16 protein-coding genes are annotated in these 18,746 nt (G+C 46.3%); 12 read left to right on the top strand and 4 right to left on the bottom strand.

Annotated features, from left to right (window positions below; genetic code table 11):
• Nucleotides 1-10: 10 nt before the first annotated feature.
• The 3 genes from K5677_RS09670 (at nucleotide 11) to K5677_RS09660 (ending at nucleotide 2,528) form a co-directional block, all read left to right on the top strand.
• The gene (locus K5677_RS09670; protein ID WP_296727333.1) at nucleotides 11-571 is read left to right on the top strand and encodes a hypothetical protein; all 561 of its coding nucleotides are present in this window, start codon (nucleotides 11-13) and stop codon (nucleotides 569-571) included.
• A gap of 29 nt (nucleotides 572-600) precedes the next feature.
• Complete coding sequence (gene tyrS / locus K5677_RS09665) at nucleotides 601-1,818, top strand: tyrosine--tRNA ligase (RefSeq protein WP_296727330.1); 1,218 nt, start codon at nucleotides 601-603, stop codon at nucleotides 1,816-1,818.
• A 146-nt stretch (nucleotides 1,819-1,964) separates the two neighbouring features.
• Nucleotides 1,965-2,528 carry a type II secretion system protein gene (locus K5677_RS09660; protein WP_296727327.1) on the top strand — a complete coding sequence of 188 codons (564 nt, stop codon included), beginning with the start codon at nucleotides 1,965-1,967 and terminating at the stop codon, nucleotides 2,526-2,528.
• 173 nt (nucleotides 2,529-2,701) lie between these two features.
• Here K5677_RS09660 and K5677_RS09655 read toward each other — a convergent pair whose 3' ends face one another.
• Both K5677_RS09655 and K5677_RS09650 read right to left on the bottom strand, forming a co-directional pair.
• Nucleotides 2,702-3,235 carry a hypothetical protein gene (locus tag K5677_RS09655; RefSeq protein WP_296727324.1) on the bottom strand — a complete coding sequence of 178 codons (534 nt, stop codon included), beginning with the start codon at nucleotides 3,233-3,235 and terminating at the stop codon, nucleotides 2,702-2,704.
• 94 nt (nucleotides 3,236-3,329) lie between these two features.
• Complete coding sequence (locus K5677_RS09650) at nucleotides 3,330-4,298, bottom strand: RING finger protein (RefSeq protein WP_296727322.1); 969 nt, start codon at nucleotides 4,296-4,298, stop codon at nucleotides 3,330-3,332.
• A 251-nt stretch (nucleotides 4,299-4,549) separates the two neighbouring features.
• On the opposite strand from K5677_RS09650, the gene K5677_RS09645 reads away from it, so the two are divergent.
• The 8 genes from K5677_RS09645 (at nucleotide 4,550) to K5677_RS09610 (ending at nucleotide 15,021) form a co-directional block, all read left to right on the top strand.
• Nucleotides 4,550-5,815, top strand: a complete 1,266-nt coding sequence (locus tag K5677_RS09645; protein ID WP_296727320.1) for an insulinase family protein — start codon at nucleotides 4,550-4,552, stop codon at nucleotides 5,813-5,815.
• On the top strand, nucleotides 5,815-7,092 hold the full coding sequence (locus K5677_RS09640; protein ID WP_296727317.1) for a pitrilysin family protein: 1,278 nt from the start codon (nucleotides 5,815-5,817) through the stop codon (nucleotides 7,090-7,092). The genes K5677_RS09645 and K5677_RS09640 overlap by 1 nt, the downstream gene beginning before the upstream one ends.
• Before the next feature lie 3 nt (nucleotides 7,093-7,095).
• Entirely contained in the window at nucleotides 7,096-8,274 is a 1,179-nt protein-coding gene (gene lgt / locus K5677_RS09635) for a prolipoprotein diacylglyceryl transferase (protein ID WP_296727314.1), read from the top strand.
• The gene (gene folD, locus K5677_RS09630; RefSeq protein WP_296727460.1) at nucleotides 8,274-9,134 is read left to right on the top strand and encodes a bifunctional methylenetetrahydrofolate dehydrogenase/methenyltetrahydrofolate cyclohydrolase FolD; all 861 of its coding nucleotides are present in this window, start codon (nucleotides 8,274-8,276) and stop codon (nucleotides 9,132-9,134) included. The genes lgt and folD overlap by 1 nt, the downstream gene beginning before the upstream one ends.
• A gap of 243 nt (nucleotides 9,135-9,377) precedes the next feature.
• A complete protein-coding gene (locus K5677_RS09625) occupies nucleotides 9,378-10,781 on the top strand; it encodes a sodium-dependent transporter (protein ID WP_296727307.1) in 1,404 nt (467 codons plus the stop codon).
• A 249-nt stretch (nucleotides 10,782-11,030) separates the two neighbouring features.
• Complete coding sequence (locus K5677_RS09620; protein ID WP_296727305.1) at nucleotides 11,031-12,722, top strand: MBOAT family O-acyltransferase; 1,692 nt, start codon at nucleotides 11,031-11,033, stop codon at nucleotides 12,720-12,722.
• A 12-nt stretch (nucleotides 12,723-12,734) separates the two neighbouring features.
• Nucleotides 12,735-13,682: a GDSL-type esterase/lipase family protein gene (locus K5677_RS09615; protein ID WP_296727304.1), complete on the top strand. Its 948-nt coding sequence runs from the start codon at nucleotides 12,735-12,737 to the stop codon at nucleotides 13,680-13,682.
• Nucleotides 13,683-13,704: 22 nt separating this feature from the next.
• On the top strand, nucleotides 13,705-15,021 hold the full coding sequence (locus tag K5677_RS09610; protein WP_296727302.1) for a protein kinase: 1,317 nt from the start codon (nucleotides 13,705-13,707) through the stop codon (nucleotides 15,019-15,021).
• 120 nt (nucleotides 15,022-15,141) lie between these two features.
• Here K5677_RS09610 and K5677_RS09605 read toward each other — a convergent pair whose 3' ends face one another.
• A complete protein-coding gene (locus K5677_RS09605; RefSeq protein ID WP_296727300.1) occupies nucleotides 15,142-15,447 on the bottom strand; it encodes a hypothetical protein in 306 nt (101 codons plus the stop codon).
• A 74-nt stretch (nucleotides 15,448-15,521) separates the two neighbouring features.
• Nucleotides 15,522-16,793 (bottom strand): hemolysin family protein, encoded by a 1,272-nt coding sequence (locus K5677_RS09600; RefSeq protein ID WP_296727297.1) that lies wholly within the window; start codon nucleotides 16,791-16,793, stop codon nucleotides 15,522-15,524.
• Nucleotides 16,794-17,110: 317 nt separating this feature from the next.
• Between K5677_RS09600 and K5677_RS09595 the strand changes: the two genes are divergently transcribed.
• Entirely contained in the window at nucleotides 17,111-18,685 is a 1,575-nt protein-coding gene (locus K5677_RS09595; RefSeq protein ID WP_296727296.1) for a trypsin-like peptidase domain-containing protein, read from the top strand.
• Nucleotides 18,686-18,746: the final 61 nt, after the last annotated feature.

Below are 18,746 nucleotides of genomic sequence, written 5' to 3'. Positions count from 1 at the left end.
GCGGTGAAATATGAAAACATATACCATAATCGGCGGAGTCAACGGTGTTGGCAAGAGCAGCTTCACTGGCGTTCTCGTCCGCAAGACCGATGACCTCGGTATCATAATAGATACCGACAAGCTCAATGCAGAGTTTGACGGTGACCGCATACAGGGCGGCAAAAAAGCCATAGCTCTTATGGAGGACTGCCTTGAAAAAGGACTCTGCTTTACGCAGGAAACTACTCTTTCTGGCGTAAGAACGCTGAAAACCATACGCCGTGCAATAGAGCTTGATTATCATATCAGGCTGTACTATATCGGCGTTAATTCCTGCGAGGAAAGCCTGCTACGCATCGCTAACAGAGTACGCAAGGGCGGTCACGATATCCCGTCTGAGGACGTACAGCGCAGATATGAAAAGCGTTTCAGCGACCTTTCCGCCATTCTTCCATATTGCAGTGAAGCAGAATTCTGGGACAACGAAAACGGCTTCGTTAATGTTGGCGAATATAAAAACGGCAGTCTTGTAATATACGGCAATGAACCGCCGCAATGGCTCAATGAGCTGAAATCTGTTATTGATAATTAATGAATTATAATATAAAGGAGAAATAAATCATGACTACTTTTGAAGAACTCAAGCGCAGAGGTCTCCTCGCGCAGCTCACAGACGAAAAGGAGATAGAGGAGCTTGTTAATGCAGGCAAGGCTACCTTCTACATCGGCTTCGATCCTACAGCCGATTCTCTCCACGTTGGTCACTTCATGGCACTATGCCTTATGAAGAGACTGCAAATGGCAGGCAACAAGCCTATCGTCCTCATCGGCGGCGGTACAGCCATGATCGGCGATCCTTCGGGCAAGACCGATATGCGTAAGATGATGACTCCCGAGACTATCCAGCACAATGTTGACTGCTTCAAGAAGCAGATGAGCCGATTCATCGACTTCTCCGAGGACAAGGCTATCATCGTGAACAACGCTGACTGGCTCATGAAGCTGAACTATATAGAGCTTCTCCGCGACGTGGGAGCTCATTTCAGCGTAAACCGTATGCTCTCCCACGAATGCTACAAGCAGCGTATGGAGCGCGGCCTTACATTCCTCGAATTCAACTACATGATAATGCAGAGCTACGACTTCCTTGAGCTCTTCCAGAAATACGGCTGTAATATGCAGTTCGGCGGCGATGACCAGTGGGCCAATATGCTTGGCGGCACAGAGCTTATCCGCCGCAAGCTTGGCAAGGACGCTTACGCTATGACGATCACCCTTCTCCTAAACTCAGAGGGCAAGAAAATGGGCAAGACCGAAAAGGGTGCAGTATGGCTTGATCCCGAAAAGACATCTCCTTACGAATTTTTCCAGTACTGGAGAAACGTTGCAGATGCCGACGTTATCAAGTGCCTGAAAATGCTCACTTTCGTTCCTGTTGAGCAGATCGAGGAAATGGAAAAGACTATGGAAGGCGCTCAGTTCAACGCAGCTAAGGAGCTTCTCGCATATGAGCTCACAAAGCTTGTTCACGGCGAGGAAGAGGCTGAAAAGGCTAAGTCTGCTGCAAAGGCTCTCTTTGGCGGTAATGGCTCAAACGAGAATATGCCTGTTGCTGAGATAGACTCTGCTGACCTTACAGACGGCGCTATAGGTCTTCTCAACCTTCTTGTAAAGGCTGAGCTTGCTCCTTCAGTATCTGAAGCAAGACGTCTTGTACAGCAGGGCGGCATCACAGTCAATGATGAAAAGAAGACTGATCCTAAGGAAATGATAGCCCTTGAGGGAGAGACGATCGTCCGCAAAGGAAAGAAAGCATTTAAGAAAATAGTTATAAAATAAGTGCATTTTACGACAAGTATAAATTAATCAAAAAAAATAATTATTTATATATTTTTCCTTGAATAAGCTATTGACAAATCAAAAAAAACAACGTATAATATAGGAAAATCTTAGTTTTCTTCATCATGATAAAGGGGGGCTTTTTTATGAAAAGAAACAGAAAACGAGGTTTTACCTTGATCGAACTTATAGTTGTTATCGCTATCATCGGCGTTCTCGCAGCTATACTTGTTCCATCTCTTATCGGATACGTCAGAAAGTCAAAGCGCAGATCTGATATTTCAACGGCACACACTATCTATACCGGTGTAATGACTGTTCTCGCCGACAATGACGAACTTCAGGAAGCCTTTGTAAAAAACAATGATAACAAAGGTCAGAAAACTATCCCTAACGGAGGCACAGGAGAGACATATGATCTCTATGTTGTCTGCTCAAAGGACGGTGCTAAGAATACAGGAAGCCACCAGCCGTTATGGTCAAATGGAAGTGCTGATTCTAAGCCATTTGAGGACGCTGTCAACAGCTTCTTCGGCAGTGAAAGTACTCCTGTAAAGTACACCACATCTGCCAAAGGCAAAAAACTCAATCGCTGGTTCATTTGTGCAAAAAACAATAACTACGAAACAGTTGAGATATGGGTAGGCGACGGCAGCAATGATGAACCTATGTTCAGAATGTGGCCTGATACTCAATCCGATTATGAATAAAACATTGAGCTCTGCAATTAGTCGCCCTCTCTTAGCGGAAAAATATGGTTACCGAGCCTAAAATTACAGTCTCGTAAATGTAACCTGCGTTCCGCCAGAGGGGGCTCCCCTTGCAGGGCTCTGTTTTTTATAATATTTGGGCAAACAAAAAGCTCCTCTTGCGAGGAGCTTTTTCATTCATAATTGTAAAACGCCATAAATCGCTCGGAGCTGTAGCCGCAGTCTGCAAACCGCTTTTTTGCAGCATCAGCCGAAACTGTACCGCGTATAAGTCCGGAAAGCTTTGAATACGTATGCTTCTCGGTATCCTTCAGCTCTGAAACATCGCGGCTTATAGACATCATGTTGAAATTCATCTTCAGGTCAGCAAGACCGTCTGCTGCAATGTATTCTCCGAACTGAGAGCGGATATAGTAATAATCCACGCCGTCACCGCTGCAAATGAGCATGACCTGTGACGGTATGTAGGAATCGCAGCCCGAATAGGCTCCGCCCTCGAAATCGCTTATCTTGTGTTTTTCCTTAAAGACCTTTATTCTGGTGGTATTATCAGGATAATTTGTCTGTTCGCAGTAATTCACCAGATATTTTTCGCCGAGCCCGTTGCTGAGCTCATAGGTATACGTGGGATAGTCCTGTATACCGCAGCTGAAAAGCAACAACAGCAAAAACGGCATTATCAGAAGCAATGCCCTTCTGAGCTTCAATCTCGATCCCCCCTGTTACACAGCAGCACATATCTTTCCGCAGTAATGCCGGATTTCCCCCTTAAAATACCGGACCTACCGCTATACCGCGGCTTTACCGCAGACAAAGAGTGCTGAAATTGTTTATTGTAGTCACCATTGTAAATAAAACATACAGCGACATTACCGCAACCACGCCGATACCGTACTTTATCAGCAGTATAAGCACCATATTCATAGGCTTTACGCCGCCTACTGACTTTATCCTTGTACTTTCGGCGCCATTGTGCTTGAGCTTTTTCACTGACCGCATTGCGAACCTGAAATACAGCCAGTTGGCAAATAGGCATGACAATGCTCTTATTCCCATATCGGCTATCATAAAGACCTCGTTCATAGTCTGTATAATATGCTTGTTTTCAGTGATAAAGCCTGCTATATCACTGGGATACTCCTCTATATAAAGAAGGATATTCGCAGGAAGGTTGAATATTATGCCAAGTACGGCAGCAATTATAGCCCAGCCCCACATCTTTCTGTTCGCGAAAAACAGCGACGGGAATATCAGGCTGAACAGATTGAATGACGGTCTTGCACCGCTCTCCTTCATCTGTTTGAATTTCGGGACGTAGTATATCGTGCTCGGACCAACAAAGTCCGAAACGTCCTTCATGGTAACTCCGCCCATATCCTCATTGGGATCATAGCCAAGATACTTTATAGGATCAAACAGTTCCTCGCGGCTATATGCCGAAAACGGATCACGCGGCTGCTCGCCGTTCTCCCCTGCTTTCTCAAATGGATCGCTTGTAGCCTCAGCAAGAGTGCTGCCGCAGCGCTGACAGGTCTCGTCCGAAGCCCTGTTCGGGAATCTGCATACAGGACATATCTTGTACAGCTTCTCGTCATGCCTGCTGCGCTTCCATTTTTCACCTGTTCCGTGCAAAGCTATATTCGCACATCTGTTTTCTATCTTATAGCATTCCCTGTGATGCGGAGTACCGCAGTCAGGGCACACAACTATATCATCATCAGCAGTAAAGCTTTTGCTGCATACGGGACATATCTCTCCGATATAATCCATTTCTCAGCCCCCTTTTTTAATGATTACAAATCTTAAAGTATATTATACCACTTTTCCTCTGTAAAAATCAAGTAATTTTTAGATTAAATTAAGAATTATGGCATCGAACAGGATAAAAGCCCTTAGCAAAGACGCAAAAAATAAAAAATTTCAAAATACTATGGTAATTCTTTCTCAACTGTGATATAATAATGTGTATGTAATACCTGACAAAGGTCATACAGCAATTTTATGATCGGAGTAAAAGCCTTATGATATACAAAAGGTCAGAGCTGGGCGAGGGCATAGGCTTCACCTCAATGGTTGACAGCAAATTCAAATCCTGTGTCCTTGCAATATACTTTCTGACAGAGTCGGACGAAAAAACCGCCGCTCTCAACAACCTCGGCACAGGCGTTCTGGCGGTATCAAACAGCAGATACCCCACCTATGCAGCCCTGAGTGAAAAGCTTTCTGAGCTTTACGGTGCTTCCGTGGGCTCTATTGCCCGAAAAAAGGGTGACGCACAGGTCCTCGGTCTCAATGCTTCGTGGCTTGACGACAAATACGCCATTGACGGCGAGGACATCAGCGGAGAAATGGTATCTGTCGTTCACGACTGCCTCTTTGCCCCAAATATCAAGGACAGAGCATACGACAGCGAATCATTCGCTATGGTAAAAAAGGACCTGCTTGACAATATAAACGCAGAGTTCAACCAGAAGCGCGGATACGCTATAACAAGGGCTGTTCAGACAGCCTACCGCGGCGAGCCTGCGGCAATCATGGAATACGGCTCAAGGGAGGCTGTGCTCTCCTCAACTGCCGAAGAAGCATATAAAGCATATCAGGAGCTTCTTAAAACCGCAAAAATCGAGATATATCTGGTATCCCCGGACGAGGACAGCAAGTTTGCGGATATGTTCCGCGAAAGCTTCGCAAAGATAGAAAGAGCACCAAAAGAGGTCAGCATACGCAGCCACAGCCCTCTCAAAGCCGAAGTCGAGACCGTTTCTGAGGAATATGACGTCAACCAGTGCAAGGCTGTGCTGAATTTCAAGACTGATTCCGACGACAGATACGCCCTGAAAATGGTCAGCATAATCTTAGGCGAGCTGCCATTCTCAAAGCTTTTCCTCAATGTGCGCGAAAAGCTGAGCCTGTGCTATTACTGCACCAGCCGCTCTATCTCAATAAAGGGAGCATTCTTCATAGACTGCGGCGTAGAGAGAAAAAACATCGAAAAGGCTAAGGCTGAGATACTTGCTCAGCTTGATGAGATAAAGAAGGGCAATATCTCTGATATGGAGATACAGGGTTCACTTATGGCTCTGGATAACGCGGTATCGCAGGTCGGCGATACCCCCACATCGTATATCACATGGTATGCGGACTGCTTCTTTGAGAACGACTACTACACCCCCGAGGAACACTACAAAAGATTCTGCGGCGTGACAAAGGAAAGAATGGTCGAAGCCGCAAAGTCTTTGAAGCTTGACAGTATTTACCTTATGCTCAACAAGGAGGTGCAGGAATAATGAAGAAGGAGATCCTCACCAGTGCCCGTACAGGCGACAGCTGTATCCACGTAAAGCACAGCAGCGGACTTGACATCTACATCTGCGAAATGCCCGGATTCAGCGGTATCGAAGCCCTCTTCGGCACAAAATACGGCTCTGTGAACACTATGTTCAAAACTGCCGCAGACAGCGATTATACCACTGTTCCCGAGGGTATCGCTCATTTTCTGGAACACAAGCTCTTTGAGAACGAGGACTGCGGAGTTTTTGAGCTCTATGCCCAGACAGGAGCTTCGGGAAATGCCTATACCTCATTCGACAAGACAGTATACCTTTTCAACTGTTCAAGAAATTATGAGGAAAATCTTAAAATACTGCTGGATTTCGTCCAGAAGCCTTACTTTACGCAGGAAACTGTTGAAAAGGAGCTCGGCATCATCGGTCAGGAGATAAAAATGACCAATGATAACCCCGAATGGCGCGTATTCTTCAATATGCTTAGAGCCATGTACCATACCCACCCCGTAAAGATAGACATCGCAGGCACTGTCGAGAGTATAGCCAAGATAGACGCTGACCTTCTGTACAAGTGCTATGATACCTTCTATAACCTCAATAACATGGTGCTTTCCATTGCAGGAAACATCAGTGCGGACAAGGTCCTTGAGATATGCGATGAGTATCTTAACCCCTGCGCAGACAAGGGGCTTGAATCAGTATTCCCTCCTGAGCCCGATGAGATAGTCGAGGCTGAGGTACATGAAAAACAGCCTATCGGCACCTCTATATTCCATCTCGGATACAAATGCCCCCCACAGAACGGTATCGACCGCCTGAAGGCGGTCTCTGCGGCTTCCATAGTCTCGTCACTGCTCACCGATCCTGCACTGCCTATGTGCGAGAAGCTTCTCAAAGACGAGGTGATAAATTCCACCTTCAACTGTGAGGTATTCTACGGTGACGGCTATTTTACACTGATATTCTCAGGCGAAGCAGAAAAGCCCGAGCTTATCCGCGAGGCTGTATTCTCTGAGATAGACCGCCTTATTGCCGAGGGCATTAACGAAAAGGACTTCCAGCGCGTAAAGAAGTCCGCCTACGGCGTAATGGTCAGGGAGCTCAATAACGTCGAGGCTGTTGCAAGCCTTATGCTCAACGCCTATATGGAAAATGTCTCACCTTATGACTCTATCAGCATAATGTCAGAACTGACCTGCGGCGATGTTATCGAATTTATGCGCAGTCAGCTGCGCCGCGGCAGATGTGTTCTGTCAGTAATTGAAACGGAGGCTTAACCAATGTCTACAGATACACTTTTAGAACCACACGAAATACAATTTCCCGAGCTTGGCTGGAAATTCAATATTGATCCTACCGCATTCACGGTATTCGGCTTCAATATCCAGTGGTACGGCATTATCATCACTCTCGGACTTATCCTTGCACTTGTCTACGCTCTCCCAAAAATGAAGCGCTTCGGACTTGACTCAGACAGAACTGTTGACGCAATTATCGGCGGAGTTATCGGCGGTCTTATCGGCGCACGAATCTACTATGTGCTCATGCGCTGGGACGAGTACAAAGGCGACTGGAAAGCCATAATCAACACCCGTCAGGGCGGTCTCGCCATTTACGGCGGTATCATAGGCGCTCTTTTAGTCGGACTGATAATATGTAAGATACGCAAGGTAAAAATGCTCCCCATGCTGGATATTACGGCTCTCGGCTTCCTTATCGGACAGGGCGTGGGACGCTGGGGCAACTTCTTCAATCAGGAAGCCTTCGGCACAAACACCGACTCCTTCCTCGGTATGACAGGCGGTACTATCCAGCGCACTATCAGCGACGGTATGCAGATGGGCGGAGATATGTACAATAACGGTCTTGAAATGCTATGGGAAAAGCCTGTTCACCCCTGCTTCTTCTATGAATCAGTATGGTGTCTGCTGGGATTTGTGATACTTTCATTCTGGTCTAAGCGCAGAAAGTACGACGGACAGATATTCCTCATGTACCTCGCATGGTACGGCGCTGAGCGCTTTGTAGTAGAGGGGCTCCGCACAGACAGCCTTATGCTGGGCAATATCCGTATCTCACAGGCTCTTTCAGCAGTTATCTTCGTAGCCTCAGTAATACTCCAGATAGTGCTTTTCTCAAAGAAAAAACGTGATCCCGAGAGCATGGTGCTCTATGCAAGTACCGAGGAATCACACCACCTCATCGAGGAATCACGCCGCAAGAAAATGGGTATCTCGCATGAAGACGCAAAAATAGACGGCATCGACGATGACGAGCTGGATATACTTAACGATGACGACGATGATTTCGACGAGTCCGAGCTTGACGCGCTCAATGACGATGACGACGAATTCGATGACGATGATGATGAAGCTCCTGCAAAGCCAGCAGAGACTTCTGAAAATAAAGCTACTGACACAGAGGACGAGAAGTCCGCTGAAAACAAGGAGGATAAATGATCATGGCACAGATAATCGACGGAAAAGCAGTTTCAGCAGCAGTAAAGGCTGAGGTCGCAGAGGAAACAGCTAAGCTCAGGGAAGAAAAGGGACTCAAGGTAGGTCTTGCAGTTGTTATAGTAGGCAATGATCCTGCTTCGAGAGTTTACGTAAACAACAAGAAAAAGGCTTGTGAAGCTGTAGGCTTCCAGTCATATGAGTATGCTCTTGACGAAAACACAACTCAGGAGCAGCTTCTTGACCTTGTAAATGTACTCAACCGCGACGACAGAGTGAACGGAATACTTGTTCAGCTCCCTCTGCCTAAGCACATCGACGAAAAGGCTGTTATCAACGCTATTTCACCTGATAAGGACGTTGACGCATTCCACCCTATCAATGTAGGCAAGATAATGATAGGCGAATATTCATTCCTTCCATGTACTCCCGCAGGCGTTATGCGCCTTATCGAGAGCACAGGCACAGATATAACAGGCAAGCAGTGCGTAGTTATCGGCAGAAGCAATATCGTTGGCAAGCCGCAGGCTATGCTCCTTCTCCAGAAGAACGGCACTGTTACTATCTGCCACTCAAAGACAAAGAACCTCAAGGAGATATGCCTCGGCGCTGATATACTCGTAGTTGCTATCGGACGCGCTAACTTCGTTACAGGCGACATGATAAAGGAAGGCGCTGTAGTCATCGACGTCGGCATGAACCGCCTCGACAACGGCAAGCTCTGCGGAGATGTTGAGTTTGAGTCCGCTGAAAAGAAGGCTTCGTTCATAACTCCCGTACCCGGCGGCGTAGGTCCTATGACAATTGCAATGCTCATGAAGAATACCCTCACAGCTGCTAAACAGCAGGCAGGGATCGAGTGAGTAGTAAGTAGAGAGTAGTAAGTAGTAGGGGGCGATGCCTAACAGGCACCCGTACCCTCTGTCCTGCGGACATCTCCCTGCACAGCAGGGAGTCACCCACATCGCCCCGTTTAGGAACGGCGTTTCGCCGTTCCTTTTTCTTTTTTTGATGTTATGCATGACTTGATATTGATTTTTCCTATTACTAATGCTATAATTATATTTGTATTGCATTATTAAGACAAAATGAAAGGACATATTCACATGAATGATACTAAAAAAGCCTCCGAACGAGGCGGATTTGGCTCAAAGCTCGGTTTTATACTTGCCGCAGCAGGCTCTGCTGTAGGACTTGGCAATATATGGCGCTTCCCATATCTTGCCGCCAAATACGGCGGCGGTGTTTTCCTGCTGATATATATCATATTTGCGGTCACATTCGGCTTTACCCTAATGCTGACCGAAATAGCCATTGGCAGAAGCACGGGAAAAAGCGTTATCGGCGCATACAAAGCCGTGGACAAACGCTTCTCATTTCTGGGTGTTCTTGCTGCCGCTATCCCTGCACTGATACTCCCCTATTACTGCGTTATTGGCGGCTGGGTACTGAAATATATGACGGTATTCATCACAAACAGCGGTGCAGAAGCTGCCAAAGCCGAATACGCAGGAGCTTCCCCCGATGTGAAGCTAAGCTTCTTTGAGCACTTCATTGGTCAGCTGGTACAGCCCTCTGTTTTCTTCATCATATTCGTACTGCTGACCTCTGTTGCCGTATTTATCGGAGTTGAAAAGGGCATAGAGCTGGTAAGCAAGTTCCTGATGCCTGTTCTTCTGATACTTATCGTTGGTATCGCAATATATACACTTACTCTTGACGGCGCAGGTGAAGGACTGAAATATTACCTTCTCCCCAACACAAAGGATTTCACATTTTCAAAGCTCATGCGGACTATCGCTGCTGCCTGCGGACAGCTTTTCTACTCTATGTCTATAGCTATGGGAATTATGGTCACCTATGGCTCATACATGAGAAAAGAAGACTCTCTCGAAAACTCTGTCCGTCAGATAGAGATATTCGATACTGCTGTTGCTTTCCTTGCAGGACTTATCATCGTCCCTGCGGTATTTGTATTCTCAGGCGGTGACAGCTCCGCCCTCAACGCAGGTCCCGGACTTATGTTCATAACTCTGCCAAAGGTATTTTCAGAAATGCCGGCAGGCGGTATCATCGGATCAGCCTTCTTCATTCTCGTTGCACTTGCTGCGCTCACCTCGTCCATTTCACTTATGGAGACAGTAGTTGCCGTAGTTATGGAGAAATTCAGGCTCAGCCGTGCAAAGAGCTGCTGTATTGTCATAGCTCTGACACTTGCACTCGGTATGCTGTCGGTACTTGGCTACAGTTCGTGGTCTGACGTGAAGATATTCGGTATGCAGATTCTTGACCTTTTCGATTTCACCACAAACAACCTGATGATGCCTGTTCTTGCATTCCTCACCTGTATACTTGTAGGCTATATTGCAAAGACAAAGTACATAGAGGAAGAGGTAATGTACGGCGAAAAGCGATTCCGCTCAAAGCTTCTCTACAGCGTAATGATAAAGGCTGTATGCCCTGTGTGCATGATAATGATACTTATCACGCCGTTCGTGACAGAGATCTAAAAATATATCCCATAAGGGAACGCCGCTCTCGGTGTTCCCTTATTTTTTCGTTGTCAAAAGCAACTAAAAGCCGTGCCTTTATTCCACTGTTTACAGCAAATTGCTACATTATTCCAAAGGTATTGACATTTTTATATCAAACGTGTAAAATAAGTATGTATGAGTTTTTATAACGCTATTTTTCGCAGATAGCGCACACTGCTGCGTTCTGCATTTAATAATAAATGAATTAATTAAAGGGTGGTATATTTGGTATTCAGCAGCTTGGAATTTATCTTCATATTCCTGCCTGTTTTTTTGATAGCTTATTCGGCATCTGAAAAAAAATACAGAAACATCGTTTTAGTTGTATCGAGCATGATCACGGGCTACGTGGTATTCGGCGTACTGCATATGACGGGAATACTCAACATATTGCTGTATTTAGCGGCTGTTTTCTGGCTTTTGTTCGAGTCCTGCACAGCTCATGAAAAGCGTTTCCGATGTGACGTCATACTCATTGCAAGTGCCATAGCAGGCTATGTACTTTTCCACGACCACGGTCTTTTCAAACCCGTCCCCGTCCTGATATTCCTGCTGACTATAGGATTTCTCCTTGCACACGCCTACTCGTCCACAAGGATAGAGTATCAGAACCTTGTGATATTTACGGGAAGCGTCCTTTTCTACAGCTTCGGCGTAAAAAAGCCTGTGTATATCATGCTTTTCCTGCTGACGGTGCTTCTCAACTTCATAGTTGCACAATTCATTGAGAACAGCAGGTACACTAAGAAGCTCTGGCTGTTCTTCGGCATAGTTTTCAACTTCTGGTGGCTCATTTTCTTCAAATACTGGACATTCGGAACAGAGAACATCAACCGTATCTTCCATCAGAGCTTACCGCTTAGAGACATCATTCTCCCTATAGGTATAAGCTTTTACACCTTCCAGAACGTTTCCTACATAATAGATATATACAGAGGCAAGGCAAAAGCAGAAAAGAACCTTGTCAATTACGGAGCATACATCACTATGTTCCCTCAGCTCATAGCAGGTCCTATCGTTACCTTTGACCACGTTGCAAAGGAGCTGAAAAGCCGTACTCATACCATTGCACGAGTAGAGGACGGTCTCAAGACCTTTACTATCGGTCTGGGCTATAAGGTGCTTATCGCCAATCAGATAGGCGGTCTCTGGAGCGATATATCAATGATAGGCTATGAGAGCATATCCTCAAGGCTTGCATGGCTGGGTATCTTCGCTTATTCATTCCAGCTCTACTTCGACTTCTGCGGCTATTCCCTCATGGCTATCGGTCTGGGCAGGATAATGGGCTTTGAGCTGCCTAAGAACTTCGACCACCCGTATATGTCACTTACCATGACCGAATTCTGGCGCCGCTGGCATATGACGTTAGGCTCATGGTTCAAGGATTACATATATATCCCTCTTGGCGGAAACCGCAAGGGCGAGGGACGCATGGTGTTCAATATGCTTGTGGTATGGCTGTTCACAGGTCTGTGGCACGGCGCAAGCTGGAACTTTGTACTGTGGGGACTGGTACTCTTTGTCATAATCATGACAGAAAAATTCTGGACAGGCAATACCCTCAACAGGATAAAGCCCCTCGGTCATCTCTATATGCTGCTGATAATCCCTGTGACATGGCTGTTATTCGCTATCACAGATTTCCACGAGCTGGGAATATACTTCAAGAGGCTTATCCCATTCCTGCCTCAGAAGACCTATGCCATAATGGACAAGGATTACGCAGTTTACTGGTCGAAATACTGGAAATACTTTGCAGCAGCTCTCTTGTTCTCCACAAGGATACCCGAGGCTGTCTACAAAAAGATAAAAAACTCAATTTTGACAGCTATACTGCTGCTTCTGGTATTCTGTGCAGCTGTATACTGTATGTACAGAGGCATGGACGATCCATTCATGTATTTCAGATTCTAAGGAGAGAAAAAATTGAGCAAGTTAAAACAATGCATATACACGGTGATACTTCTGCTCACCTGTCTGGTGGCTTCACCGTATATTTATAAACAGATATGGAATGACAGCACAGTCATAAGCCCCAAGGCTTCAGCAAAGGAGCCCTCTGCTGCTTCAAAGCCTGAGGCTGAGACAACAACAGCCTCTCAGGAAAGTACCACTGAGGCTCAGCCCACATCAGAGGGCGAGACAACTGCCCCTGCAACACAGGAGCAGCCAACAGAGCCGGTATCTTCTACAGTAAACTGGGTGCAGAGCGGTCCAGAATATTTTGACGATGCGCTGTTTATCGGCGATTCACGTACAGAAGGCATACGAGATTACGGAACACTGAAAAATGCAGATTATTTCTGCCAGAGAGGTCTTTCTGCATATCAGATAGACACCTCCTATGTGAATGGAGATACAGTTTGGGATTTTCTGAAAAAGAAGCCATATGCCAAGATATACCTTATGCTCGGCATAAATGAAGTGGGCAACGATATTGAGTATACCGCCTCAGCTTACAGAAAGATCGTTGACGAAATACACGCTGTACAGCCCAACGCTCTCATCTACCTTCAGGGAAATCTCCATGTTGCTTCATTTGCTGAGACCTCCACTATCTCAAATGAGCGTATCAACGCTCTCAACAGCAAAATACAGGCACTTGCAGACAATAAGTCTATTTTCTATATAGAAGTGAACAGCATCTTTGATGACGGCTCGGGCGCACTTACCGCAGAATATACCAGTGACGGCATCCACGTTCTGGCTAAGTACTATGCCGACTGGTGCGACTGGCTATGCCAGAATACTGTTGCACCTGCCGGCACATCAGCAACAGAAGCAGCAAAGCCAGAAACTACAGAGGCTTCAACTTATACCTCTGAGCCTGCTGCTGCAACACGTCCTCAGAACGAAAGCTTTTCAAATCAGTGACAAATACCGAAAGGAGTACGCTATGGCAGAACTAAAGGTCGGATACAAGGGCAAAACAGTATATAATTCAACATTTACCATACTCGAATTTCTCGGCGGCGGCGGACAGGGAAATGTCTACCGAATTGAATGCGGCGGCAAGGAAATGGCGCTGAAATGGTATCATAAATCCACTATCGACAAGATGAAAAATCCACAGGAATTCTACGAGAACCTCAAGGCGAACATAAAAAAAGGCGCTCCCACAAAGAATTTTCTCTGGCCTGAGGAGCTTTCAAACTGGATAGACGGCAGCTTCGGCTATATCATGCCCCTTCGCCCACAGGGCTATGAGGAGCTCACACGATTCCTGCTGTGGGATCCCAAAACTCGCAGAATGAAGGCAAGCTTTGCAAATATCACTGCCCGCTGCAACGCAGCTATCAATATTATCGAGGGCTTCCGTGCTCTCCACAACGACGGCTACAGCTATCAGGACCTTAATAACGGCAACTTTTTCATAAATCCCCAGAACGGCGATGTTCTCATATGCGACAATGACAATGTTTCCGAGCGCGGCGTAAACTTCGGTATCGCAGGAAAACAGCGATATATGGCTCCTGAGGTGGTTCTCGGCGGAGCTCCCGACAAGCGCTCTGACCGCTTCTCACTTGCTGTTATCCTATTTCGTATGCTGTTCATTGAGCACCCTCTTGAAGGAAAGTATTCCACTCCCCCATGTATGACTCCCGAGCTGGAGAAAAAATTCTATGGCAGCGATCCTGTTTTCGTTCTTGACCCCGAGGACGACCGCAACGCTGCTAACAATCAGCTCAACACGAATACCCTGCGATTCTGGAAGATATATCCAGATTATATCCGCGACCTTTTTGTGCAGTCCTTCGGAAAGGCATCGGTAAAGCCTCCCTATGACCGAGTTATCGAGCTCACATGGCTGGACGCCTTCGTTAAGCTGAGAAGTGAGACTGTCCCCTGCCCTCACTGCGGCAAGGAGACCTTTATCGCTCCCAAGTACTCGGTGAACTGTATGTACTGCGGCAGTCAGCTGACCTGCACGGAGAGTATCAAGTTCAAGCGCTTTGAGCTGCCCTCATTCGGCGGAGCAAAGCTATACGAGGGCATGACAGGCGACACCGAGGGAGACTTCCACAAGCTCATCGGCGAGGTAGTCCGCAACAAGAAGGACCCCAGCAAACACGCCCTCCGCAATCTGACTCAGGACACATGGAGCGTTAAGCTTCCTGATAATACTGTAAAGAACGTTGACCCACAGGGTATAATGCCTATAAATAAGGGCTTTGTCCTCACTATCGGCAGAAGTGAGGGCACTGTAGAGTAATCAAAACTCCCGAAAGGATAACCTTTCGGGAGTTTTTAGTTATTAGTGTAGGGGCGCACATTGTGCGCCCGTCGGTTTGTATCGTTTTTTCGGGCGGATAATATCCGCCCCTACAAATGGTTATTCCGAATCCTTGGAACGGCGTTTCTTACATAGGCATTTTACTATACCTATAATAATCAGCACAGGAGCTATTATTATCAGCAGAAGACCTGCCTTTTCAATGATATTTATATCCATAAAAATCCTGTCCGTCAGGAATATAGCCGTGGGAGCATCTGCGCCGCCGATAATGCCTATACCCTCTGGCTCAGGAGCTGTGATTATACTCACCAGACGGGATATAGTCCGGATATTAGCGAGTATTCCTGCTATAAGCAGTATTGCTCCCGAAATTATATACGCCTTTCCGCTTTTCTTTTTCATGGCTCTGAAGCCTCTCTTCCGCCAATGACCGAGCAGACTGCCAAAGGCAGCCCCTACGGTCTTAGTTCTTAGTTCTATTCTTCTTCCTCGTCGTCATCATCATCGTCGTCAATCGGCAGCACCTCGATTATGACCTTTTCCACATTCTGCTCATTCACCTCAGCGGCAGTAATGCGGAAAATACCGCTCTCGGCAGTCTCACCTGCCTCGGGGATATGCTCCATGACGTCTGTTACCCAGCCGCCCACAGAGGTATAATCCGTGGTTATCATGTCATCGTCAAGGTCAAGCATCTCAAGCATATCGCTTATGCTCATATCGCCTGCCACCTCGTACTTATCGGGAGCTATCATCATGATATTTGTCTCTATCTCGTCGTCCTCGTCGTATATTTCGCCTACCAGCTCCTCAATGATGTCCTCAAGGGTAACGATCCCCTTAGTACCGCCGTACTGGTCGATAACTACTGCAAGATGCACCTTTGAGCGCTGCATATCGCGCATAGCCTCGCTTATAAGCTTGGTATCGGCAATGTGCGGGACCTCCTGTATTATAGATCTCACATCGCTGCCGCCCTCAACGAGCATTTTGAAGAAAGCCTTGTTAGTAATGATACCTACTATATTATCAAGGCTCTTTTCATAAACAGGCAGACGGGAATACATCTCTCTGCTGAATATCTCCTTTATCTCGTCGATAGTAGAGCCCAGCTCAGCACCTATGACCTTGACACGGGGGATAAGTATCTCGTTTATTGTTATTTCGTCGAATTCAAGAGCACTTTTGACAAGCTCGCTCTCCTGCTCCTCGATGACACCCTGCTCCTCTATCTCATCTATCATATATTTAAGCTCGTCCTCGGTAACGCTCGGTGCTGTATCGCCCTTGCTGATAGCTGACGAGAGCTTGTTCAGCAGCCACACAAAGGGCTTGAATACCATAACAAGGAACGAAAGCGGAGATGCAAACGCCAGTGCCAGCTTTTCGGCATTTTTCTTGGCATAGGATTTTGGCAGTACCTCGCAGAATACCAGCACCAGCACAGTTATCACAATTGTTGAGACTGCCGCGCCCTTGCTGCCCATTATACTTATAAATATGATAGTGCTCACAGACGATGTAGCGATATTGACGATATTATTACCGATGAGAACCGCCGTAAGAACCTCGTCGAAGCGATTGGCAAGCTTCAGAGCCTTTTTGGCTTTTTTGCTGCCCTGTGCCTCATAATTTTTCAGACGAAGCTTGTTCACGCTGGAATAGGCAGTCTCGGTACTTGAAAATATCGCCGAAAATATCATCATAGCGACTACAAGAACTATCTTCCATATATCTGAACTGTCCATAGTATTCCTTTCCTTAATATATAATATTTTAATTGTATCATAAAAGCTGCAAAAAAGCAAGAGGCACGGCGATAAAGTTTTGGAAATGTCCGGAATGTTCCGTTTTTTCAGCTTCCCGACTGACTGCTTAAACTTCGCTCCGCTTAACACAACAATCACATTTAACACACAAAGCCTTGAAATGTGATAGAATTTACACATAAAATTCTCCAAAACATTACATTTGCCGCAAATTAATATCACAAACAACCAATATAATATAATCACAGGCTGAGGGAGGACCTCAGAAATAAAATAAAAAAAGGAACGTGAATTTTATGAGTGAGTATAACTACAATTACAATAACCAGCAGAACCCCAATAATAACGGTGAAAATTACAACGGCTTCAGCACCGACAGCACTGAGGCTCCCAAAAAGAAAAAGCACACAGGTCTGAAGATAACCGCCTTTATTATGGCTATGGCTGTTGTATCAGGCGGCTCTATCGGTATCTACCGCCACTTCGCAGGCGAGAACCTCTCAGGTGATTCTGTCATAGAGGAGCTTGAAGACGACGCTGAGTCCACCACAAAGCAAGCAACAAGAGAGCTTCTCGCATCAAAGGCAGTAAGCCTTATAAAGCCTGAAGAAATTGGCGGCAGCGCTCTCTCAAACGAAGAGATAGTTGAAAAGGTGCTCCCCTCTGTAGTCGGTATCGAATCAACATTCACAACTGAGCAGACTATCGGCAGCAACTTTGGCGATATTGAGGACTTCTTTGACTTCGGATTCGGCTTCGGCAATGGTTTCGGCGGCAGCGGCAGAAACAGCGAGCCTGTAACAAGAGAATTCAAGGGCACAGGTACAGGCGTTATAATCTCTGAAAACGGCTATATAGTCACAAACGCTCACGTAATATATGACAGTGAGTACGGCGGAGAAAAAGCAACAAGTGTTTCAGTAGTAGTTAATGACGATGATTACTATGATGCAGAAATTATCGGCTATGATACTGACTGCGACCTTGCAGTGCTCAAAATAGACGAAACAGGTCTGACCGCAGCAGAATTCGGCAACAGCGACGAGCTCAAACTCGGCGAATCAGTCATCGCTATCGGCAATCCTCTCGGCTTTGAGCTCATGGACACCGTTACAGGCGGCATGGTATCAGGACTTAACCGTAATATCACTATCAACGACAAGGCTATGAACCTTATCCAGACCGACGCTGCTATCAACTCAGGAAACTCAGGCGGTCCGCTTATCAATAAATACGGTCAGGTAATAGGAATAAACTCCTCAAAAATGTCATCATCATATTCATCATCAGGAGCTTCTATCGAGGGTATCGGCTTCGCTATCCCTTCAAATGAGACTGCTTCCATCATTGATGACCTTATGAAGTTCGGCTACGTAACAGGCAAGCCTCAGCTCGGTATCAGCTGTCAGCCTATTGACGAAGTAACCGCAAAGATGTATAACTGGCCGACAGGTGTCTATGTATTCAACGTAAACAAGGGCAGCGCCGCTGAAAAGGCAGGCCTCAAGAAGGGCGACATCATCGTAAAGGCTGACGGTGAAAAGGTAACCTCAACCGAGGAGCTTATCGGACAGATGAGCAAGCACTCGGCAGGCGAAGAGTTTGAGATAACCTTCGTCAGAGACGATGAAGAAAAGACTGTCAAGGTAACTCTCGACGAAAAGATAGTTGAGAAAACTGAAGAAGAGGACGAGTCATCTGAGAGCAAGTCCAAGAAGAGCAGCAAGGCTAAGGAAGAAACAGACGAACAGGACGAAGCCGAGGAGGAAGAAGAGACGACTACAAAGAAGAGCAAGTCCGACAAGGCTGAAAAGACAGAAAAAACTGAAAAATCCGATAAGTCCGCCGAGGCTGCTGACGAGGAAGAATAAGCATTTACCATTACTCCTTCAAAATAAAATAATAACAGCAAAAAGCTCCCCGATATTGGGG

The organism is Ruminococcus sp., assembly GCF_024684275.1.
The sequence above is the reverse complement of the archived record's forward strand: the minus strand, read 5'-3'. Positions and strand labels throughout refer to the sequence as shown.